This is a genomic window from Nonomuraea marmarensis (genome assembly GCF_043197025.1).
Lineage (GTDB): Bacteria > Actinomycetota > Actinomycetes > Streptosporangiales > Streptosporangiaceae > Nonomuraea > Nonomuraea marmarensis.
In genome coordinates this window covers 490,634-504,493 of record NZ_JBICRM010000001.1, presented here as the reverse complement: position 1 = coordinate 504,493, position 13,860 = coordinate 490,634, and the positions used below count along the sequence as shown (strand labels likewise).

The 13,860-nt window shown below is 71.0% G+C and carries 13 protein-coding genes; 8 read left to right on the top strand and 5 right to left on the bottom strand.

From position 1 onward, the window contains the following. Positions 1–3: 3 nt before the first annotated feature. On the bottom strand, positions 4–720 hold the full coding sequence (locus ACFLIM_RS02475; protein ID WP_393161374.1) for an ANTAR domain-containing response regulator: 717 nt from the start codon (positions 718–720) through the stop codon (positions 4–6). A gap of 63 nt (positions 721–783) precedes the next feature. On the opposite strand from ACFLIM_RS02475, the gene ACFLIM_RS02470 reads away from it, so the two are divergent. From ACFLIM_RS02470 to ACFLIM_RS02460, 3 genes are all read left to right on the top strand, one after another. After that, positions 784–2,604 (top strand): SpoIIE family protein phosphatase, encoded by a 1,821-nt coding sequence (locus tag ACFLIM_RS02470; RefSeq protein WP_393161599.1) that lies wholly within the window; start codon positions 784–786, stop codon positions 2,602–2,604. 106 nt (positions 2,605–2,710) lie between these two features. Beyond that, positions 2,711–3,814, top strand: coding sequence for a glycosyltransferase (locus ACFLIM_RS02465; RefSeq protein WP_393161372.1), 1,104 nt, complete (start codon positions 2,711–2,713; stop codon positions 3,812–3,814). A gap of 114 nt (positions 3,815–3,928) precedes the next feature. Then, positions 3,929–4,648, top strand: coding sequence for a glycoside hydrolase family 16 protein (locus ACFLIM_RS02460; protein WP_393161370.1), 720 nt, complete (start codon positions 3,929–3,931; stop codon positions 4,646–4,648). Here the strand turns inward: ACFLIM_RS02460 and ACFLIM_RS02455 are convergent. Further along, a complete protein-coding gene (locus ACFLIM_RS02455) occupies positions 4,633–5,694 on the bottom strand; it encodes a PucR family transcriptional regulator (protein ID WP_393161368.1) in 1,062 nt (353 codons plus the stop codon). The two genes, ACFLIM_RS02460 and ACFLIM_RS02455, sit on opposite strands and share 16 nt — an antisense overlap. A gap of 75 nt (positions 5,695–5,769) precedes the next feature. Between ACFLIM_RS02455 and ACFLIM_RS02450 the strand changes: the two genes are divergently transcribed. Both ACFLIM_RS02450 and pruA read left to right on the top strand, forming a co-directional pair. Further along, positions 5,770–6,687, top strand: a complete 918-nt coding sequence (locus ACFLIM_RS02450; RefSeq protein ID WP_393161366.1) for a proline dehydrogenase family protein — start codon at positions 5,770–5,772, stop codon at positions 6,685–6,687. Next, positions 6,688–8,313, top strand: a complete 1,626-nt coding sequence (gene pruA, locus ACFLIM_RS02445) for an L-glutamate gamma-semialdehyde dehydrogenase (RefSeq protein ID WP_393161364.1) — start codon at positions 6,688–6,690, stop codon at positions 8,311–8,313. A gap of 174 nt (positions 8,314–8,487) precedes the next feature. Here the strand turns inward: pruA and ACFLIM_RS02440 are convergent, their stop codons facing one another. After that, the gene (locus ACFLIM_RS02440; protein ID WP_393161362.1) at positions 8,488–9,360 is read right to left on the bottom strand and encodes an SDR family oxidoreductase; all 873 of its coding nucleotides are present in this window, start codon (positions 9,358–9,360) and stop codon (positions 8,488–8,490) included. 116 nt (positions 9,361–9,476) lie between these two features. Between ACFLIM_RS02440 and ACFLIM_RS02435 the strand changes: the two genes are divergently transcribed. Continuing rightward, the gene (locus ACFLIM_RS02435; protein ID WP_393161360.1) at positions 9,477–9,899 is read left to right on the top strand and encodes a winged helix-turn-helix transcriptional regulator; all 423 of its coding nucleotides are present in this window, start codon (positions 9,477–9,479) and stop codon (positions 9,897–9,899) included. 181 nt (positions 9,900–10,080) lie between these two features. On the opposite strand, the gene ACFLIM_RS02430 is transcribed toward ACFLIM_RS02435, so the two are convergent. Next, positions 10,081–10,686, bottom strand: a complete 606-nt coding sequence (locus ACFLIM_RS02430; RefSeq protein ID WP_393161358.1) for an ArsR/SmtB family transcription factor — start codon at positions 10,684–10,686, stop codon at positions 10,081–10,083. 67 nt (positions 10,687–10,753) lie between these two features. On the opposite strand from ACFLIM_RS02430, the gene ACFLIM_RS02425 reads away from it, so the two are divergent. Then, on the top strand, positions 10,754–12,157 hold the full coding sequence (locus ACFLIM_RS02425; protein ID WP_393161356.1) for an MFS transporter: 1,404 nt from the start codon (positions 10,754–10,756) through the stop codon (positions 12,155–12,157). 57 nt (positions 12,158–12,214) lie between these two features. After that, complete coding sequence (locus tag ACFLIM_RS02420) at positions 12,215–13,021, top strand: serine/threonine-protein kinase (RefSeq protein WP_393161354.1); 807 nt, start codon at positions 12,215–12,217, stop codon at positions 13,019–13,021. 32 nt (positions 13,022–13,053) lie between these two features. Here ACFLIM_RS02420 and ACFLIM_RS02415 read toward each other — a convergent pair whose 3' ends face one another. Then, the gene (locus ACFLIM_RS02415; RefSeq protein WP_393161352.1) at positions 13,054–13,800 is read right to left on the bottom strand and encodes a lysophospholipid acyltransferase family protein; all 747 of its coding nucleotides are present in this window, start codon (positions 13,798–13,800) and stop codon (positions 13,054–13,056) included. Between the last annotated feature and the right edge of the window lie 60 nt (positions 13,801–13,860).

Genomic DNA, 13,860 nt, shown 5'->3' with positions numbered 1-13,860 from the left:
GGCTCAGCGCTTCGATTTGCGCTGGTGCTCGTCGACCAGGAGCCTGGCCAGGTCGGCCACCTTGACCTGGTGGTGCTGGGAGATCTTGCGCAGCTCCTCGAAAGCGGCCTCGGCGGTGCATCCGCTGGTCTGCATGATGATGCCCTTGGCCTGGTCGATCACGGACCGTCCGGCGAGGGCCTCCTGGAGCTGGGCGGCGTCGGTGCGCACCTCCTCGAACTCCCACATGTTGGCCATGGCCACGCCGACCTGCTCGGTCAGCATGTCGGCGAGCGAGTGGGCGCCCTGAGGGGTGAACGCTCGCGGGCGTACCGAATAGAGGCCGACGACCAGCACGGCGGGGGCCACGTCGATGGGGACGACGAGCACGGAGCGCACACCCCAGCGGGTGGCCAGCGCGTCGTAGCGGGGCCAGCGGGTGTCGCTGAGCACGTCGGTCACGGTGGCGCGGGCGCCGCTCTGCCTGGCCTCGGTGGCGGGGCCCTCGCCGAGCTCGCGTTCGCCTTCGACGAGCATGATCAGCTCGCTGTGCGAGCCGGAGACCAGGACCCGCTGGTCGCGCCAGTGCTCCGCGGAAGCCCCTGAACAGCCGGGCACACCCGCCGCCAGCGCCGTGGTCAGCCCGCGCAAGACGCTCTCCGTCGAAGTGTCCTCGCCCAGGCGCCCGAGCGTGGCCAGGTCGCGGGCGAGACCGGGGGTGATCATCGCGGTCGATTCCATAGCAACAAGCCTCTACCCGATATGGCTCCCCTTATCCGGGTGACGTAGCGTCAGAGGGTGAGCATGCCGGACCTCGAACACGCGCTGGACGCGCTGGCCGGGCGCGTCTCGTCGTTGCGTGAGGCGAGGACCGCCTACCCCGCTGAGCTGGCGCCCACGCTCGACGCCGCGCTCGCGGAGCTCGACACCGCGGCCGAGCTGCTGGCCGAGGCCGGCGAGGCGCTGCGCAAGGCGCCCAAGCGGCCCGGGAAGGACGGCGCGCAGCGGGAGCTGAAGCTGTTGCGCCAGGTGTTCAGGGCGTTTCCGGTGCCGGTCGTGGTGCTCGACGGCGGCGGCGTGGTCAGGCGGATCAACCCCGAGACCTCGCGGATGCTCGGCAGCCCCGACGGCTACCTGGTCGGCCGGTCGTTCCCGCTGCTGGTGGACGTGTCGCGGCGGGCGGCGTTCCGCTCGCATCTGACGTCGGTGCTGCAGACCGGGCAGCCGGCGGCGTTCGAGACGCGGCTGGCGCACCAGGGGCGCACGCACACGGTGCAGGTGGCGCTGACGAGGCTGACGATGCCGGGCGAGCCGCAGCAGATGGTGGCGGCGGTGGTGCTGCCGACCGAGGTGCAGCTGCCCGAGCCGGGCGGGCGGCGGCCGGAGCAGACCGACGGCGCGCTGCTGCTGGCGGCGGCCAAACGCCAGGATCTGCTGGTCAAGACGGCCACGCTGCTGCTGGACGAGGAGGCGCTGCTGCGGCCCGTCGCGCTGCCGAGGGCCACCAGGATGCTGGCGGCCGAGTGGGCCGACTGGGTGATCGCCGACATGGTGCGTGACGGGCTGCCACGCCGTTCTGTCGTGATGGCGCCCAAGAACCAGCCGATCGGCGAGCTCGTACGCCAGGTGGAGTCCGCCGACCCGGCGGGCAGCCACGTGGTGCTGCAGGTGCTGGAGCGCCGCTCCGGCGTGGTGCAGGAGATGGTGGACGACGAGACCCTGCTCGGGTTCTGCGCCGACGGGCCGCTGCTGACGGTCATGGGCGCGGGCTCGATGTTGTGCGTGCCGATCGGCGTCGCCGACGGCGTGCTGACGCTGGTGCGCACGCACGACAGGCCGCCGTTCACGCTGGCGGACCTGGCCGTCATGCAGGAGGTGGGGCTGCAGCTCGGGCTGGCGGTACGCGCGCAGACGAGCTTCCAGAGCCGTTCGCGGGCGGCGGACGCGCTGTCGGCGAGCGTCGCGCCGCGCAACCTGCCCGACGTGCCCGGCTATGAGGCGGCGGCCGTCTACCACCCCGGGTCGTCGGTGGGCGCCGAGTTCTACGACGTGTTCCCGGTCTCGGGCGGGTGGGGGTTCGCGCTGGGCGGCGCGGCGGGCAAGGGCGAGGAGGCGGCCTCGGTCAGCGCCATGGTCCGCGGCGGGCTGCGGGTGCTGAGCGGCTGGGAGTCCGATCCCGACCTGGTGATGCGCAAGGTCAACGAGGCCCTGGTCACGCAGGGCACCGGGCTGTTCGTGATGGTCGTGGCGGGGTTCGTACGAGGCCGGGAGATCAGGCTGTCGTCGGCCGGTCACCATCCGGCCGCGTTGCTGCAGTCCGACGGCGCCGTGCGTTTCGCCGCGGGCGGCGGCGTGCCGCTGGGCATCGCGCCCGAGGCGGAGACCTGCGTCGAGACGCTGACGGTGGCCACGGGCGAGACGCTGGTGCTCTATTCGGAGGGGCTGGTCTCCTCCAGGAACGACCTGGGCGAGCCGTACGGCGAGGAGCGGCTGGCCGACGTGCTCGGCCGGTGCGCGGGCCAGTCGCCGTCCACCGTGGTCAAGGCGGTGGAGGCGGACCGGCACGCGTTCTCGGCCGGCCAGGTGTGGGACGAGATCGTGGTGCTGGCACTGCGGGGTGTCTGATCTGCGGGGGTTTGCGACCCGGCCGAACCTGGGTATCGTCGGAGATATAGACCGCTGTGCCTAAGACGCAGGCACACCTTTCACGCATTCCACGCTGAGGTGTGCCATGAATATCGCGATCGTCGCTTCCGCCGGGGGAAACCAGCGTCACCGCATTCTCGCCGTCGCGCGCGAGCTGGGGCGCGAGCATCACGTCACGATCTACACCCGGCGTGACAACACCGAGGGCAAGCCCAAGACGCGGGTGGCCCCTGGGGTCACGCTGGAGCACATCGACGTGGGCCCCCCCAAGGAGCTCGCGGCCGACGAGGTCGCGCCGTTCCTCAACGACGTCGGCCACCACCTCATGGAGCGGTGGAGCCAGGACCGGCCCGACGTGATCCACGCGCATTCGTGGACGTACGGGCTGGCCGCCGTGGCGGGCGCGAAAGGGCTGAGTGTGCCGGTAACGCAGACGTTCCACGCCGTGGACGCCACGCACATCGAGCTGGAGCGGGCGCTCGGGCGCAGGGCCGACGCGGTCATCGCGGGCTCGGGCGACGAGGAGTCGGCGCTGATCCGGCTCGGTGTGCCGCGCGGCAACATCGCCGTCGTCCCGTACGGCGTCGACACCGAACGTTTCCAGCGCCGCGGCGCGGTGGCCACGCGGGGCACGCGCAAGCGGCTGCTGCACGTGGGCCCGCTCACGACGGACCGCGGCGCGCACACGATCGTCCGGGCGCTGCAGGGGCTCGGCGACGTGGAGCTCGTCATCGCGGGCGGGCCCGAGCCGGAGGACCTCGACGCCGACCGGGACGCCCGCCGCCTGCGCGCTCTGGCGGAGCAGCTCGGCGTGGCCGACCGGGTCACGCTGCTCGGCCAGGTGAGGCGGGCCGCGGTGCCGAAGCTGATGCGCAGCGCGGACTCCGTGGTGTCGGTGCCGCGCGAGGCCGTGACGGGGATCGTCGCGCTGGAGGCGATGGCGTGCGGCGTGCCGGTGATCGCCTCGGCCGTCGGGGCGCACCTGGACTCGATCATCGACGGCGTCACCGGGCTGCTGGTGCCGCCCGACCGGCCCGCGCGTACCGCGCGGCTGGCCCGCGAGCTGCTGTGGGACCCGACGCTGCGCACCGCGCTCGGCTACGCGGGGGCCGACCGGGCGCGCTCGCGCTACTCCTGGGAGCGCGTCAGCCAGGAGCTGGTACGCGTCTACGAGGCGACCTGCGCCTGAGACTCCGGCAGGTGGCACGGGTCACCTGCCGGCATCCTGTCCGGCCTGTGGCGAAATTGGCCAATGGGACGGATGGGGTGTCGTCGGAGTGAGATATTTGCTTCGATGGTCGGCATGTCCAGACGCAGTCCGATCTTGGCGGCGGCGGTGCTCGCGGGCATCGCCGCCCTCCCGCAGGCCGCGCAGGCGCAGACGTCGAGCTGGGGCGCCCCTGTCCTCGTGGAGAACTTCAACGGCTCCTCGGTCAACACGAGCAAATGGATGATCTACCACTCGCCCCGGGCGGAGCGTAACCCCCGCACCGGGAAGGCGGCGACGGTCTCGAACGGCGTGCTGCGCCTCAAGGGCGGCAGGTACGGCGGCAAGGACCTGTCGGGCGGCGTGGCCACCAGGCTCGCGCAGCGGTACGGCCGGTGGGAGGTCAGGTTCAAGGCCGAGGCGGGCGCCGGTTACACGCCGGTGGCGCTGCTGTGGCCGACGGCGCAGGGCGGGGGCGACGGCTACGCCGAGATCGACTTCGCCGAGATCGTGGACCCGAGGCGGCGGGGCGGCGGCATCTTCGTGCACGGCGGGCACGGCCGGGCGCAGCGGCAGTTGCGGGCCGACTTCACCAGGTGGCACACGGTGGCGGTGGACTGGTTGCCGGGCCGCCTGACGTTCTGGCTGGACGGGAGGAAGGTGTGGGACTACCGGGGCGCGTACGTGCCCGACGGGCGCAGGATGGGGCTGGCGCTGCAGAACGACGTGGTGTGCGAGCCGCGCTGCCGCGACGCCTCCACGCCTGAAACGGTGTCGATGTACGTGGACTGGGTGAAGGTCTACCAGGCGTCCTGAGTGCGCAGCCGGGCGGCCTTGAGGCCCAGGTGCAGGGCCAGGCGGTCGTCGCCGTCCGACAGGTCCCGGTGCGTGAGGCGTTCGGCCTTGCCCAGCCGGTAGTAGAGCGTCTGGCGGTGGATGCCGAGCTCGGCGGCGCTCTTCTGGACGTGGCCGCCGTGGTCGAGATAGACCTCCACCGTCTGGGCCAGCTCGGCGTCCAGCGCCGCGGTCTCGGCCGCCAGCTCGCGCAGGTCCGACTGGCCGAGCCTGGCCAGCAGGCGATGCACGCCCAGGTCCTGCCAGCGGGCGACGGGAGAGTGCCTGGGGAAGTGCTCGGCGATGCGCAGTGCCTGGCGGGCCTCGCGCCAGCTCAGCCAGGCGTCGGCCGGATCCGCCCTGGTCGTGCCGATGCCGGCGGCGGTGCCGTACGCGCTCTGGAGGGTTTGCGCCACCTCGCTCGCGAGGTGGGCGGGGGTGAGCAGGGCGACGGGCGAGCCCGTGCGGGCCAGGACGCCGCGCGGGAGCGTCCAGAGGGCGGCGAGGCGTTCCTGCGACTCGCGTACGGCGACGGCGGTGACGGGACCGGCGATCTCGATGGCGGCGCTCGCGCGTTCCTCGGGGTCGGCGGAGAGCAGGGCACGCAGGCCGTGGCCGAGGTCCTGCCTGCTCCTGGCCTCCTGGGCGAGGGCGGCGGCGGCCCTGGCCACCAGGGGCGCGACGGCGTCGAGGTCCGTGAGCTCGCCCGAGTCGAGCAGCCACAGGTAGCCGTAGGTCACGTCACCGTGCCGCAGCGGCCAGCAGACTCTGGCCAGCACCTTGAGCTCGGCGTCCGCCGGGATCCTGACCGGGCCTGCGGCCTTGGCGATGCCGTAGCGTTCGAAGTATTCGCGTACCTCGCCCGTGGCGCGCCTGCGCAGGATCGACTCCTGGCGGACCGTGTCGATGTCGCCGTGCTGCGCCCCGTAGGCCAGGAGGCGGAACGAGCGGTCCTCCAGCGTCGCGGACGCCCCCAGCCTGGCGGCGATCTCGTCGACGATCTCTTGTAGGTCTGCCGAGTCGTACATTTGTATGACAGCCTGCCACAAGCCGCGTTACGCACGTCGATGGCCCCCTCTGAGCTGCGTTTTTAGACTGGAGCCATGCTCGGTCAACTGCTGCTCGCCGCTTCCAGGAGCCGGGTCGTACGCGGCTCGGTGTCAGGCTTCCCGCTCACCCGGAAGGTCGTGCGGCGGTTCGTCGCCGGGGAAGGCGTCCAGGAGGCCCGCGACGCCGTCGAACGGCTGCGCGACGCGAAACTCGCCGTGACCGTCGACCACCTCGGCGAGGAGACGCGCGACGCGCGGGCCGCCGAGGACACCGCGAACGCCTACCTCACGCTGCTGGAGGCGCTCAGGCCGCTCCAGCTCGGGCGCCGGGGCGAGGTGTCTGTGAAGTTGTCGGCCGTCGGGCAGCGGCTGGACGAGTCGATGGCGCTGGAGTTCGCCCGCGAGATCTGCGCCGCCGCCGCGGTCAACGGCTCGACCGTCACCCTCGACATGGAGGACCACACCACCGTCGACTCGACGCTGACCATCCTGCGCAAGCTGCGCGAGGACTATCCCACGACGGGCGTGGCGATCCAGGCGTACCTGTTCCGCAGCGAGGAGGACTGCCGCGACCTGTCGGCGGAGGGCTCCAGGGTGCGCCTGGTCAAGGGCGCCTACCGCGAGCCCGCCTCGGTCGCGCACCAGGGCAGGACGGCCGTGGACAAGGCGTACGTGCGATGCCTGCGGATCCTCATGGCGGGGAAGGGGTACCCCATGGTGGCGACGCACGACGACCGGATGATCTCGATCACGGAGCTGCTCGCCGACCGGTTCGGGCGGACGATCGGCGACCACGAGTTCCAGATGCTCTACGGAATCCGGACCGACCGGCAGGAGGCCCTGGCCGGGGCCGGTCACACGGTCCGCGTCTACGTCCCCTACGGCGACGACTGGTACGGCTACTTCATGCGCCGCCTCGCCGAGCGGCCCGCCAACGTCGCCTTCTTCCTTCGTGCCCTTGGGGGTAAGTAAATGGATGCCATCAGCAACGTCCCGGTTCCCGCCAACGAGCGCGTGTTCGGCTACGCGCCGGGCAGCGCCGAGCGTTCCGTGCTGGAGGACCGCGTCAAGGAGCTGGCCGGGTCCTCGATCGACCTGACCATGACCATCGGCGGCGAGCAGCGCCTCGGCGGCGGCTCCCCCATCGACGTGGTGCAGCCGCACAACCACGCCTCCGTCCTGGGCCGTGCCAACGACGCCACGGCCCAGGACGTGCAGGACGCCGTCTCCGCCGCGCTGCGGGCGGCGCCCGCCTGGCGGGCCCTGTCGTTCGACGAGCGGGCCGCGATCTTCCTGAAGGCCGCGGACCTGCTCTCCGGGCCGTGGCGGGCGACGCTGAACGCCGCGACCATGCTGGGCCAGTCCAAGTCGGCGCAGCAGGCGGAGATCGACGCGGCCTGCGAGCTGATCGACTTCCTGCGGTTCAACGTGGCCTACGCCCGGCAGCTCTACGCCGACCAGCCGATCTCGTCGCCCGGCGTGTGGAACAGGATGGAGTACCGGCCGCTCGAGGGGTTCGTGCTCGCGATCACGCCGTTCAACTTCACCGCCATCGCCGGAAATTTGCCGACTTCTGCCGCTTTGATGGGGAATGTCGTCGTCTGGAAGCCGTCGCCCACCCAGCAGTTCGCCGCGCACTTCACGATGCGGCTGCTGGAGGCCGCCGGACTCCCGCCCGGCGTGATCAACATGGTCACCGGCAACGGGCAGGCCGTCTCCGAGGTGGCGCTCGCGCACCCGGCGCTGGCCGGGATCCACTTCACCGGCTCGACCGCGACGTTCCAGCACCTGTGGGGCACGGTCGGCGCGAACATCGCCCACTACCACGGCTACCCGCGCCTGGTCGGCGAGACCGGCGGCAAGGACTTCGTGCTCGCGCACCCGTCCGCCGACCCGGCCGTGCTCTCGACGGCGCTGATCAGGGGCGCGTTCGAGTACCAGGGGCAGAAGTGCTCGGCGGCCTCGCGGGCGTACGTGCCGCGCTCGGTCTGGAACCGCATGCGCGACGACTTCGTCTCCGTGTCCGAGTCGCTGACCGTGGGGGACGTGGCGGGGGACCTGTCGACGTTCATGGGGGCGGTCATCGACAACCGGGCGTTCGCCAAGCACAAGGCGGCCATCGACCGGGCGCGGGCGTCCGCGAACATCGACCTGCTCACCGGCTCGTACGACGACTCGGTCGGATATTTCGTGAAGCCGACCATTCTGGAGTGCGCCGACCCGGCCGACGAGATCTTCGTCAAGGAGTACTTCGGGCCGATCCTGGGCGTGCACGTCTACGAGGACCGCGACTTCGACACGGTGCTCGACCAGATGGAGGGCATCGCCCCGTACGCGCTGACCGGGTCGATCATCGCCCAGGACCGGTACGCCATCGCGTCGGCGTCGGAGCGGCTGCGCTTCGCGGCCGGCAACTTCTACGTCAACGACAAGCCGACCGGCGCGGTCGTGGGCCAGCAGCCGTTCGGCGGCGCCCGCGCCTCGGGCACGAACGACAAGGCGGGCTCGATCTTCAACCTGATCCGCTGGGTGAACGCCCGCACGATCAAGGAGACGTTCGTCCCGCCGACCGACCACCGCTATCCGCACATGGGCTGATCCATCACCCTGCGCCCCCGGCCCGGACGATCGGCCGGGGGCGTTCGACTCTCCACGCCGCGGGCGGCGGGTATCGGTGGTCATCTCCTTTCACGTCGGCCAGCAGCCGGAAACGATCGAGGCGTCCGCACCGGCGCGGCGACGCCGGGGACCGTCCCGGAGGACGCGGACGTCTCAGGACGCCAGCGCCGCCGCGATCGTGTCGGCGATCGGCGTCGTCGGGCGTCCGATGAGCCGCGACAGATCGCCCGGCGTGCCCGACAGCACGCCCCGGCTGATGGCGTTGTCAAGGTCCACGAGGACGTCGGCGAAGGCGTCGGGGACCCCCGCGCCGGTGAGCAGCGTCTTGCGCTCGGCGGCGGTGAGGGAGGTGTGGACGATCTTCTTGCCGCTCTGCCGAGACACCTCCTCGGCGAACTCCTCGAAGGTCCACGCGGTGTCGCCGCTCAGTTCGTACGCGGTGTTCAGGTGCCCGTCGTCCTTCATGACGACCGCGGCGGCCGCGCCGAAGTCCCTGCGCGGAGCCGTGGCGATGCGGCTGCCGGCGGCGATGTTGGTGACGATGGCGCCCCGCTCCAGCACTCCGGCGAAGTCACTGATGTCGCCCGCGTACACCTCGGAATACCAGTTGTTGCGCAGGAAGGTGTAGGGCAGCCCGGAGTCGAGGATCAGTCGCTCGGTCTTGCTGTGGTCGTCCGCGAGCAGGAAGTCGGCCTCGGGCCCGCCGAACGCGCCGGCGTACCCCAGTTGTGCCGCGCCCGCCTCCCTCGCCGCGTCGATCACCGTCGCATGCTGCTCCGCGCGCCTGCCAACGTCGCCGCCGGGGATCAGCAGCACCCGGTCCCCGGACCGGAACGCCCCCGCGAAGGTCTCGGGCCGGTCGTAGTCGGCGGTGTGCAGCCGGACGCCCTTCGCCACCAGATCGGCGGCCTTGTCCTTGCTGCGCGCGACGGCCGTGATCCCGTCCGCCGGTACACCGGCGGCAAGCAGGTCCGCGATGATGATACGGCCGAGCCGTCCAGTCGCTGCGGTGATGACGATGCTCATCGGAGTGCTTCTTCCCGTTCAGTGTGTGCCATCAGTGCAGGTCCTGCACCTGTAAGCTCACCATAGGACCTGTACTGAGGCTGCAATAAGTACCCACTTTGAAGTAAGGTACTGGTATGGCTGTAAGGGAAAGGCCGGTATCCGGAGGGCTCGCGCCGCGGGAGGAGACCCTGGGATCGCCGCCGAACGTCAATCGCGCGGACTGCCCCTCACGCGGTGTGCTCGAACATGTCACCAGCCGCTGGGCCGTACTGATCCTGGCCGCGCTGCGGCAGCGCTCGTACCGCTTCAGCGAGCTGCGCCGCCAGGTCGGAGGGGTGAGTGAGAAGATGCTCGCGCAGACCCTGCAGACCCTGGAACGTGACGGCTTCATCCACCGCGACGCCAAGCCCGTCATCCCACCCCGCGTGGACTACTCGCTGACCCCCATCGGCCACGAGGTCGCCGAGCAGGTATGGACGCTGACCCGATGGGTCGAAGGCAAGCTGGACCACGTCCTCGGGGCCCGCGAGGCATACGACGGGGCCCGCGAGACCTGAGATCACCCTTGGTCGCAGGGCCTTACACGGCGCCCGGCCACGCGACCTTGGTCATCACCTCGTCCAAGGTCGGGACCGAGGCCTCCTCGTTCAGCAGGTCGCGCACATAGTCCGTCAGCGACTTGCCTTCGCTCTCGGCCCTGCCATGCCCGTGTGCCCTGCTTCTTCGCCGGTGAGGCGCCTATCCGCCATCCCGTGTCCCCACTGGCAGGACGTCGAAGTGGATGACCACGTGGCCGAGCGACGGGTCCTCGGCGGCGGCGCGCGGCTCGCGTTCCCTGCGGTCCGACACCGTCCGGTACCGTTCCAGCACCTCGAACACCTCGTCCCGCATCTCCGCCGTCTCCGCCGGCGTGAGCCGCAGCGACCGCCGCCCGAACGTGCTGGCCTGCACCCACTCCTCCGGCGCCCCGGACGCCTCCTCGCGCCACCGGGCCAGCTCCGCGCCGCGCTGGCGCACCAGGTCGTCCAGCAGGAACTCCAGGGCGCTCGCCGCCTCGGCGTCGGGCGGCGTGTCGCCGTACGTGAAGCCGCCCCGCACGATGCGCCAGTATTTCTCCTTCCCGCGGCCCATCTCCGGCGCGACCTCGATCATGCCGTGCCTGGCCAGCTCACGCAGGTGGTAGCTGGTCGCGCCGGTGTTGTGCCCCAGCAGGGCGGCGAGCCTCGTGGCGGTGGAGGGCCCGTGCTCGTCCAGCAGGTCGTAGATCCGCAGTCGCAGCGGGTGGGCGAAGGACTTCAACGCGTTCGCGTCGAGCGTACGGGCGGAGAACCTCTTGCTCTGCATTCTGTGCAAGCCTATCTTTGCAAAGGAATCCATGCACACTTTCCCTTACACACTACTGGAGTGAACTGTGGCAGGTCTTGGGCGCTCGTTCGGGTTTCTGTGGTCCTCCACCGCGCTGTCCAATCTGGCGGACGGCGTGCTGAAGGTCGGCGCCCCGCTGCTGGCCGTGTCGATGACGCGTTCGCCCACCCTGGTGTCCCTGGTGGGAGCGGCCGCGACGGCGCCCTGGCTGCTGTTCGCGCTGCACGCGGGCGCCATCGCCGACCGGGCCGACCGGCGCCGCATTATGGTGCTGGCCAACACCGCCCGCACCGCGATCCTCGCCGCCACCGCCCTCCTGGCGGCCCTCGGCGTGCTGGACCTCTGGGTCCTGCTCGCGGCCGTGCTCCTGGCCAGCGTGAGCGAGGTCTTCGCCGACGTCTCGGCGCAGTCCATCCTGCCCATGACCGTGCCGCAGGAGCACCTCACCAGGGCCAACGGCCGCGTGTCCACGGCCCAGATGATCGGCAACGACTTCGTCGGCGCCCCGGTGGCGGGCCTGCTCGTCGCGGCCCTCCCCGCCGTCATCTTCGGCGCCCCGGCCTTGCTGTACGGCGTCGCGGGCCTGCTCCTGCTGGGCATGCGCGGCACGTTCGCGTTAGCCGGCTCCCGCAGGGGCGACCGCCCCAGTGACCCGGCGGACTCCCCTACGGGCGGTGCCGACGCCGGCGCAGACGGCCCCACCCACGCCGATCCCCGTATGCACGGCTACCCGAGCGAGGCGGCCGGACATCGGACGAGCCACGACCCTTCCGGCTCTCCGGCAGATCGGCGGCGGACGCTGTGGCAGGACATCGGCGAGGCACTGCGTTATCTCTGGTCCCACCGGGTCCTGCGGAGCCTGGCGATCACCGCGGGCCTGCTCAACCTCGCCAACGCCGCCTACTTCGCCGTCTTCGTGTTGTGGGCGGTCGGCGACGGGTCGATGATCGGGCTGGAGCCGAGCGAATACGGCCTGATGACGACGGCCTTCGCGGTCGGGGCGGTGTTCGGGTCGCTGCTGTCAGGGCGGGCGGCGAGGCTCTTCGGGGAGTTCGGGACGCTCGTGGGCGCGTGGCTGATCACCAGCCTGCTGCTCCTGGTGCCGATGATCGTACCTTCGCCGTGGACGCTCTACCCGACCGCCGTCCTGTGGGGCGTGACCGGGGCGGCCGGGAACGTGCTGGTGATCTCGATCCGGCAACGGCTGATTCCGGCGGAATTGCTCGGGCGGGTCAATTCGGCATACCGGCTCGTCGGGATGGGTGGGATGCCGCTGGGGGCGGCGCTCGGGGGCGTCGTGGCCGAGTTCGCGGGCCTCGGGGCCGTCCTGGCGGGCGCCACAGGAGTATGTTTGCTAGCAGTCGGACTCGTGTGGCGCGCTTTGTCGGATCGAATTTCTAGGCCGCTGACCAGCGAACCTACACTTTCCGACATATCCAGATCACGTTAGGCACCCTACAGCCTTTGCTGAAGTGACATGATTATCCCCCGAGCTTGAGGGGATGGTATGCGGGAGATCGGCGGACGGTACCTCCTGAACGAGGAGGCCGGTCGTGGGGGTATGGGAGTCGTCTGGCGGGCGTTCGATCAACTCCTCCACCGTTCGGTGGCGCTTAAGGAGCTGACCTTGGCCGGTGAGGCCGAGATGGTACGCCGCCGGGTGCTGCGCGAGGCCAGGATGGCTGCCGGCCTGTCGCACCCGAACATCGTGACGGTGCACGACCTGATCGAGGAGGGCGGCAAGCTCTGGATCGTGATGGAATACCTCGACGGGTTGTCGTTGCACCAACTGCTCTCCCAGGTGGGCACGCTGCCCGCGCAGTCGGTGGCGGCGATCGGCCAGCACCTGCTCGCGGCGCTGCGTACCGCCCACCAGGCCAGCGTGCTGCACCGTGACGTGAAGCCCGCCAACGTCATGCTGACCGGCGACCGGGTGGTGCTGACCGACTTCGGCATCGCCACGGCCGAGGGCGACATCCGCATGACGACGTCGCGGCGGCTGCGCGGCACGCCCGCGTTCATGGCGCCGGAGCGGCTGCACGGCGGGCCGGCCAGCAAGGAGGCCGACATGTGGTCCTTCGGCGCCACGCTCTACAGCGCCATCGAGGGCCAGCCGCCCTACCCCGGGCAGGACGCCGCCACGGTGCTCGGCATGGCGCGGAGCGGCCCCTACCCGCCGCCCCGGCGCGCCGGGGTGATGCGGCCGCTGATCGAGGGCCTGCTGTACCACGACCCGGTCCGCCGCTTCACGCCGGAGCAGACCGCGAGTCTGCTGGCAGGCATGCGCGCCAGCGCCTACCAGGCCGCCATCTGACCCCACCGGCGCCCCCGCCCAGGCGGGGGACGCTACTCCTTCTTCGCCCGGGCCTCGGCCTCGGCCGCGTCCATGGCGGCCGCCTCCTCCGGGGTCGGCGCGGTGCCCCCGAGGTGGGCAGGTTGCCACCACACCCCCGGTGGCACCTCCGGGTACGTGCGTTGCGCCCGGTCCACGAGCTCCGACATGCGCGCGTGCAGATTGGCCGCGTGCTCGTCGACGTTCTCGCCCCGCTTCGGGTGCATGGGCTCGCCCACCAGGATCGTGAGCGGCACGTGCCGCTGCAGGAGCTGCTTCGACCGCCCCTTGGTCCAGAAGCGCTGGCTGCCCCACAACGCCACAGGGATGACGGGCGTCTTGGTCGCCTGGGCCATCCGGATGGCACCGTTCTTGATCTCCTTGACGGTGAACGAACGGCTGATCGTGGCCTCGGCGAAGACCCCGACCACCTCTCCGGCCTTCAGCATCCGCAGAGCGGTGGCGTACGAGCCCGCCCCCGCCCCCCGGTCGACCGGAATGTGGTGCATCCCGCGCATCAGCGGCCCCGAGATCCGGTGGTCGAACACGTCCTGCTTGGCCATGAACCGCACCAGCCGCTTCGACGGCAGCGCCGAGAACCCGGCGAAGATGAAGTCGAGGTAGCTGATGTGGTTGCTCACCAGCACCGCTCCCCCGGTCCTGGGCACGTGCTCGGTCCCCTCCATGTGGAAGCGGACGTCGAGCATGCGAAACAGGGTCCGCGCGGCGGCGATCACCGGCGGGTACACGATCTCAGCCATGTCCAGAAGGTAGCCTACTCAGGCAGGTTTCACGGTAGTCGGGAGGCTGACCACCCACCG

What these genes read in the sequence shown, in the direction of transcription:
- ACFLIM_RS02475 (WP_393161374.1), bottom strand. Translation starts at nt 720, where the DNA reads ATGGAATCGACCGCGATGATCACCCCCGGTCTCGCCCGCGACCTGGCC.
- ACFLIM_RS02470 (WP_393161599.1), top strand. Translation starts at nt 784, where the DNA reads ATGCCGGACCTCGAACACGCGCTGGACGCGCTGGCCGGGCGCGTCTCG.
- ACFLIM_RS02465 (WP_393161372.1), top strand. Translation starts at nt 2,711, where the DNA reads ATGAATATCGCGATCGTCGCTTCCGCCGGGGGAAACCAGCGTCACCGC.
- ACFLIM_RS02460 (WP_393161370.1), top strand. Translation starts at nt 3,929, where the DNA reads ATGTCCAGACGCAGTCCGATCTTGGCGGCGGCGGTGCTCGCGGGCATC.
- ACFLIM_RS02455 (WP_393161368.1), bottom strand. Translation starts at nt 5,694, where the DNA reads ATGTACGACTCGGCAGACCTACAAGAGATCGTCGACGAGATCGCCGCC.
- ACFLIM_RS02450 (WP_393161366.1), top strand. Translation starts at nt 5,770, where the DNA reads ATGCTCGGTCAACTGCTGCTCGCCGCTTCCAGGAGCCGGGTCGTACGC.
- pruA (WP_393161364.1), top strand. Translation starts at nt 6,688, where the DNA reads ATGGATGCCATCAGCAACGTCCCGGTTCCCGCCAACGAGCGCGTGTTC.
- ACFLIM_RS02440 (WP_393161362.1), bottom strand. Translation starts at nt 9,360, where the DNA reads ATGAGCATCGTCATCACCGCAGCGACTGGACGGCTCGGCCGTATCATC.
- ACFLIM_RS02435 (WP_393161360.1), top strand. Translation starts at nt 9,477, where the DNA reads ATGGCTGTAAGGGAAAGGCCGGTATCCGGAGGGCTCGCGCCGCGGGAG.
- ACFLIM_RS02430 (WP_393161358.1), bottom strand. Translation starts at nt 10,686, where the DNA reads ATGCAGAGCAAGAGGTTCTCCGCCCGTACGCTCGACGCGAACGCGTTG.
- ACFLIM_RS02420 (WP_393161354.1), top strand. Translation starts at nt 12,215, where the DNA reads ATGCGGGAGATCGGCGGACGGTACCTCCTGAACGAGGAGGCCGGTCGT.
- ACFLIM_RS02415 (WP_393161352.1), bottom strand. Translation starts at nt 13,800, where the DNA reads ATGGCTGAGATCGTGTACCCGCCGGTGATCGCCGCCGCGCGGACCCTG.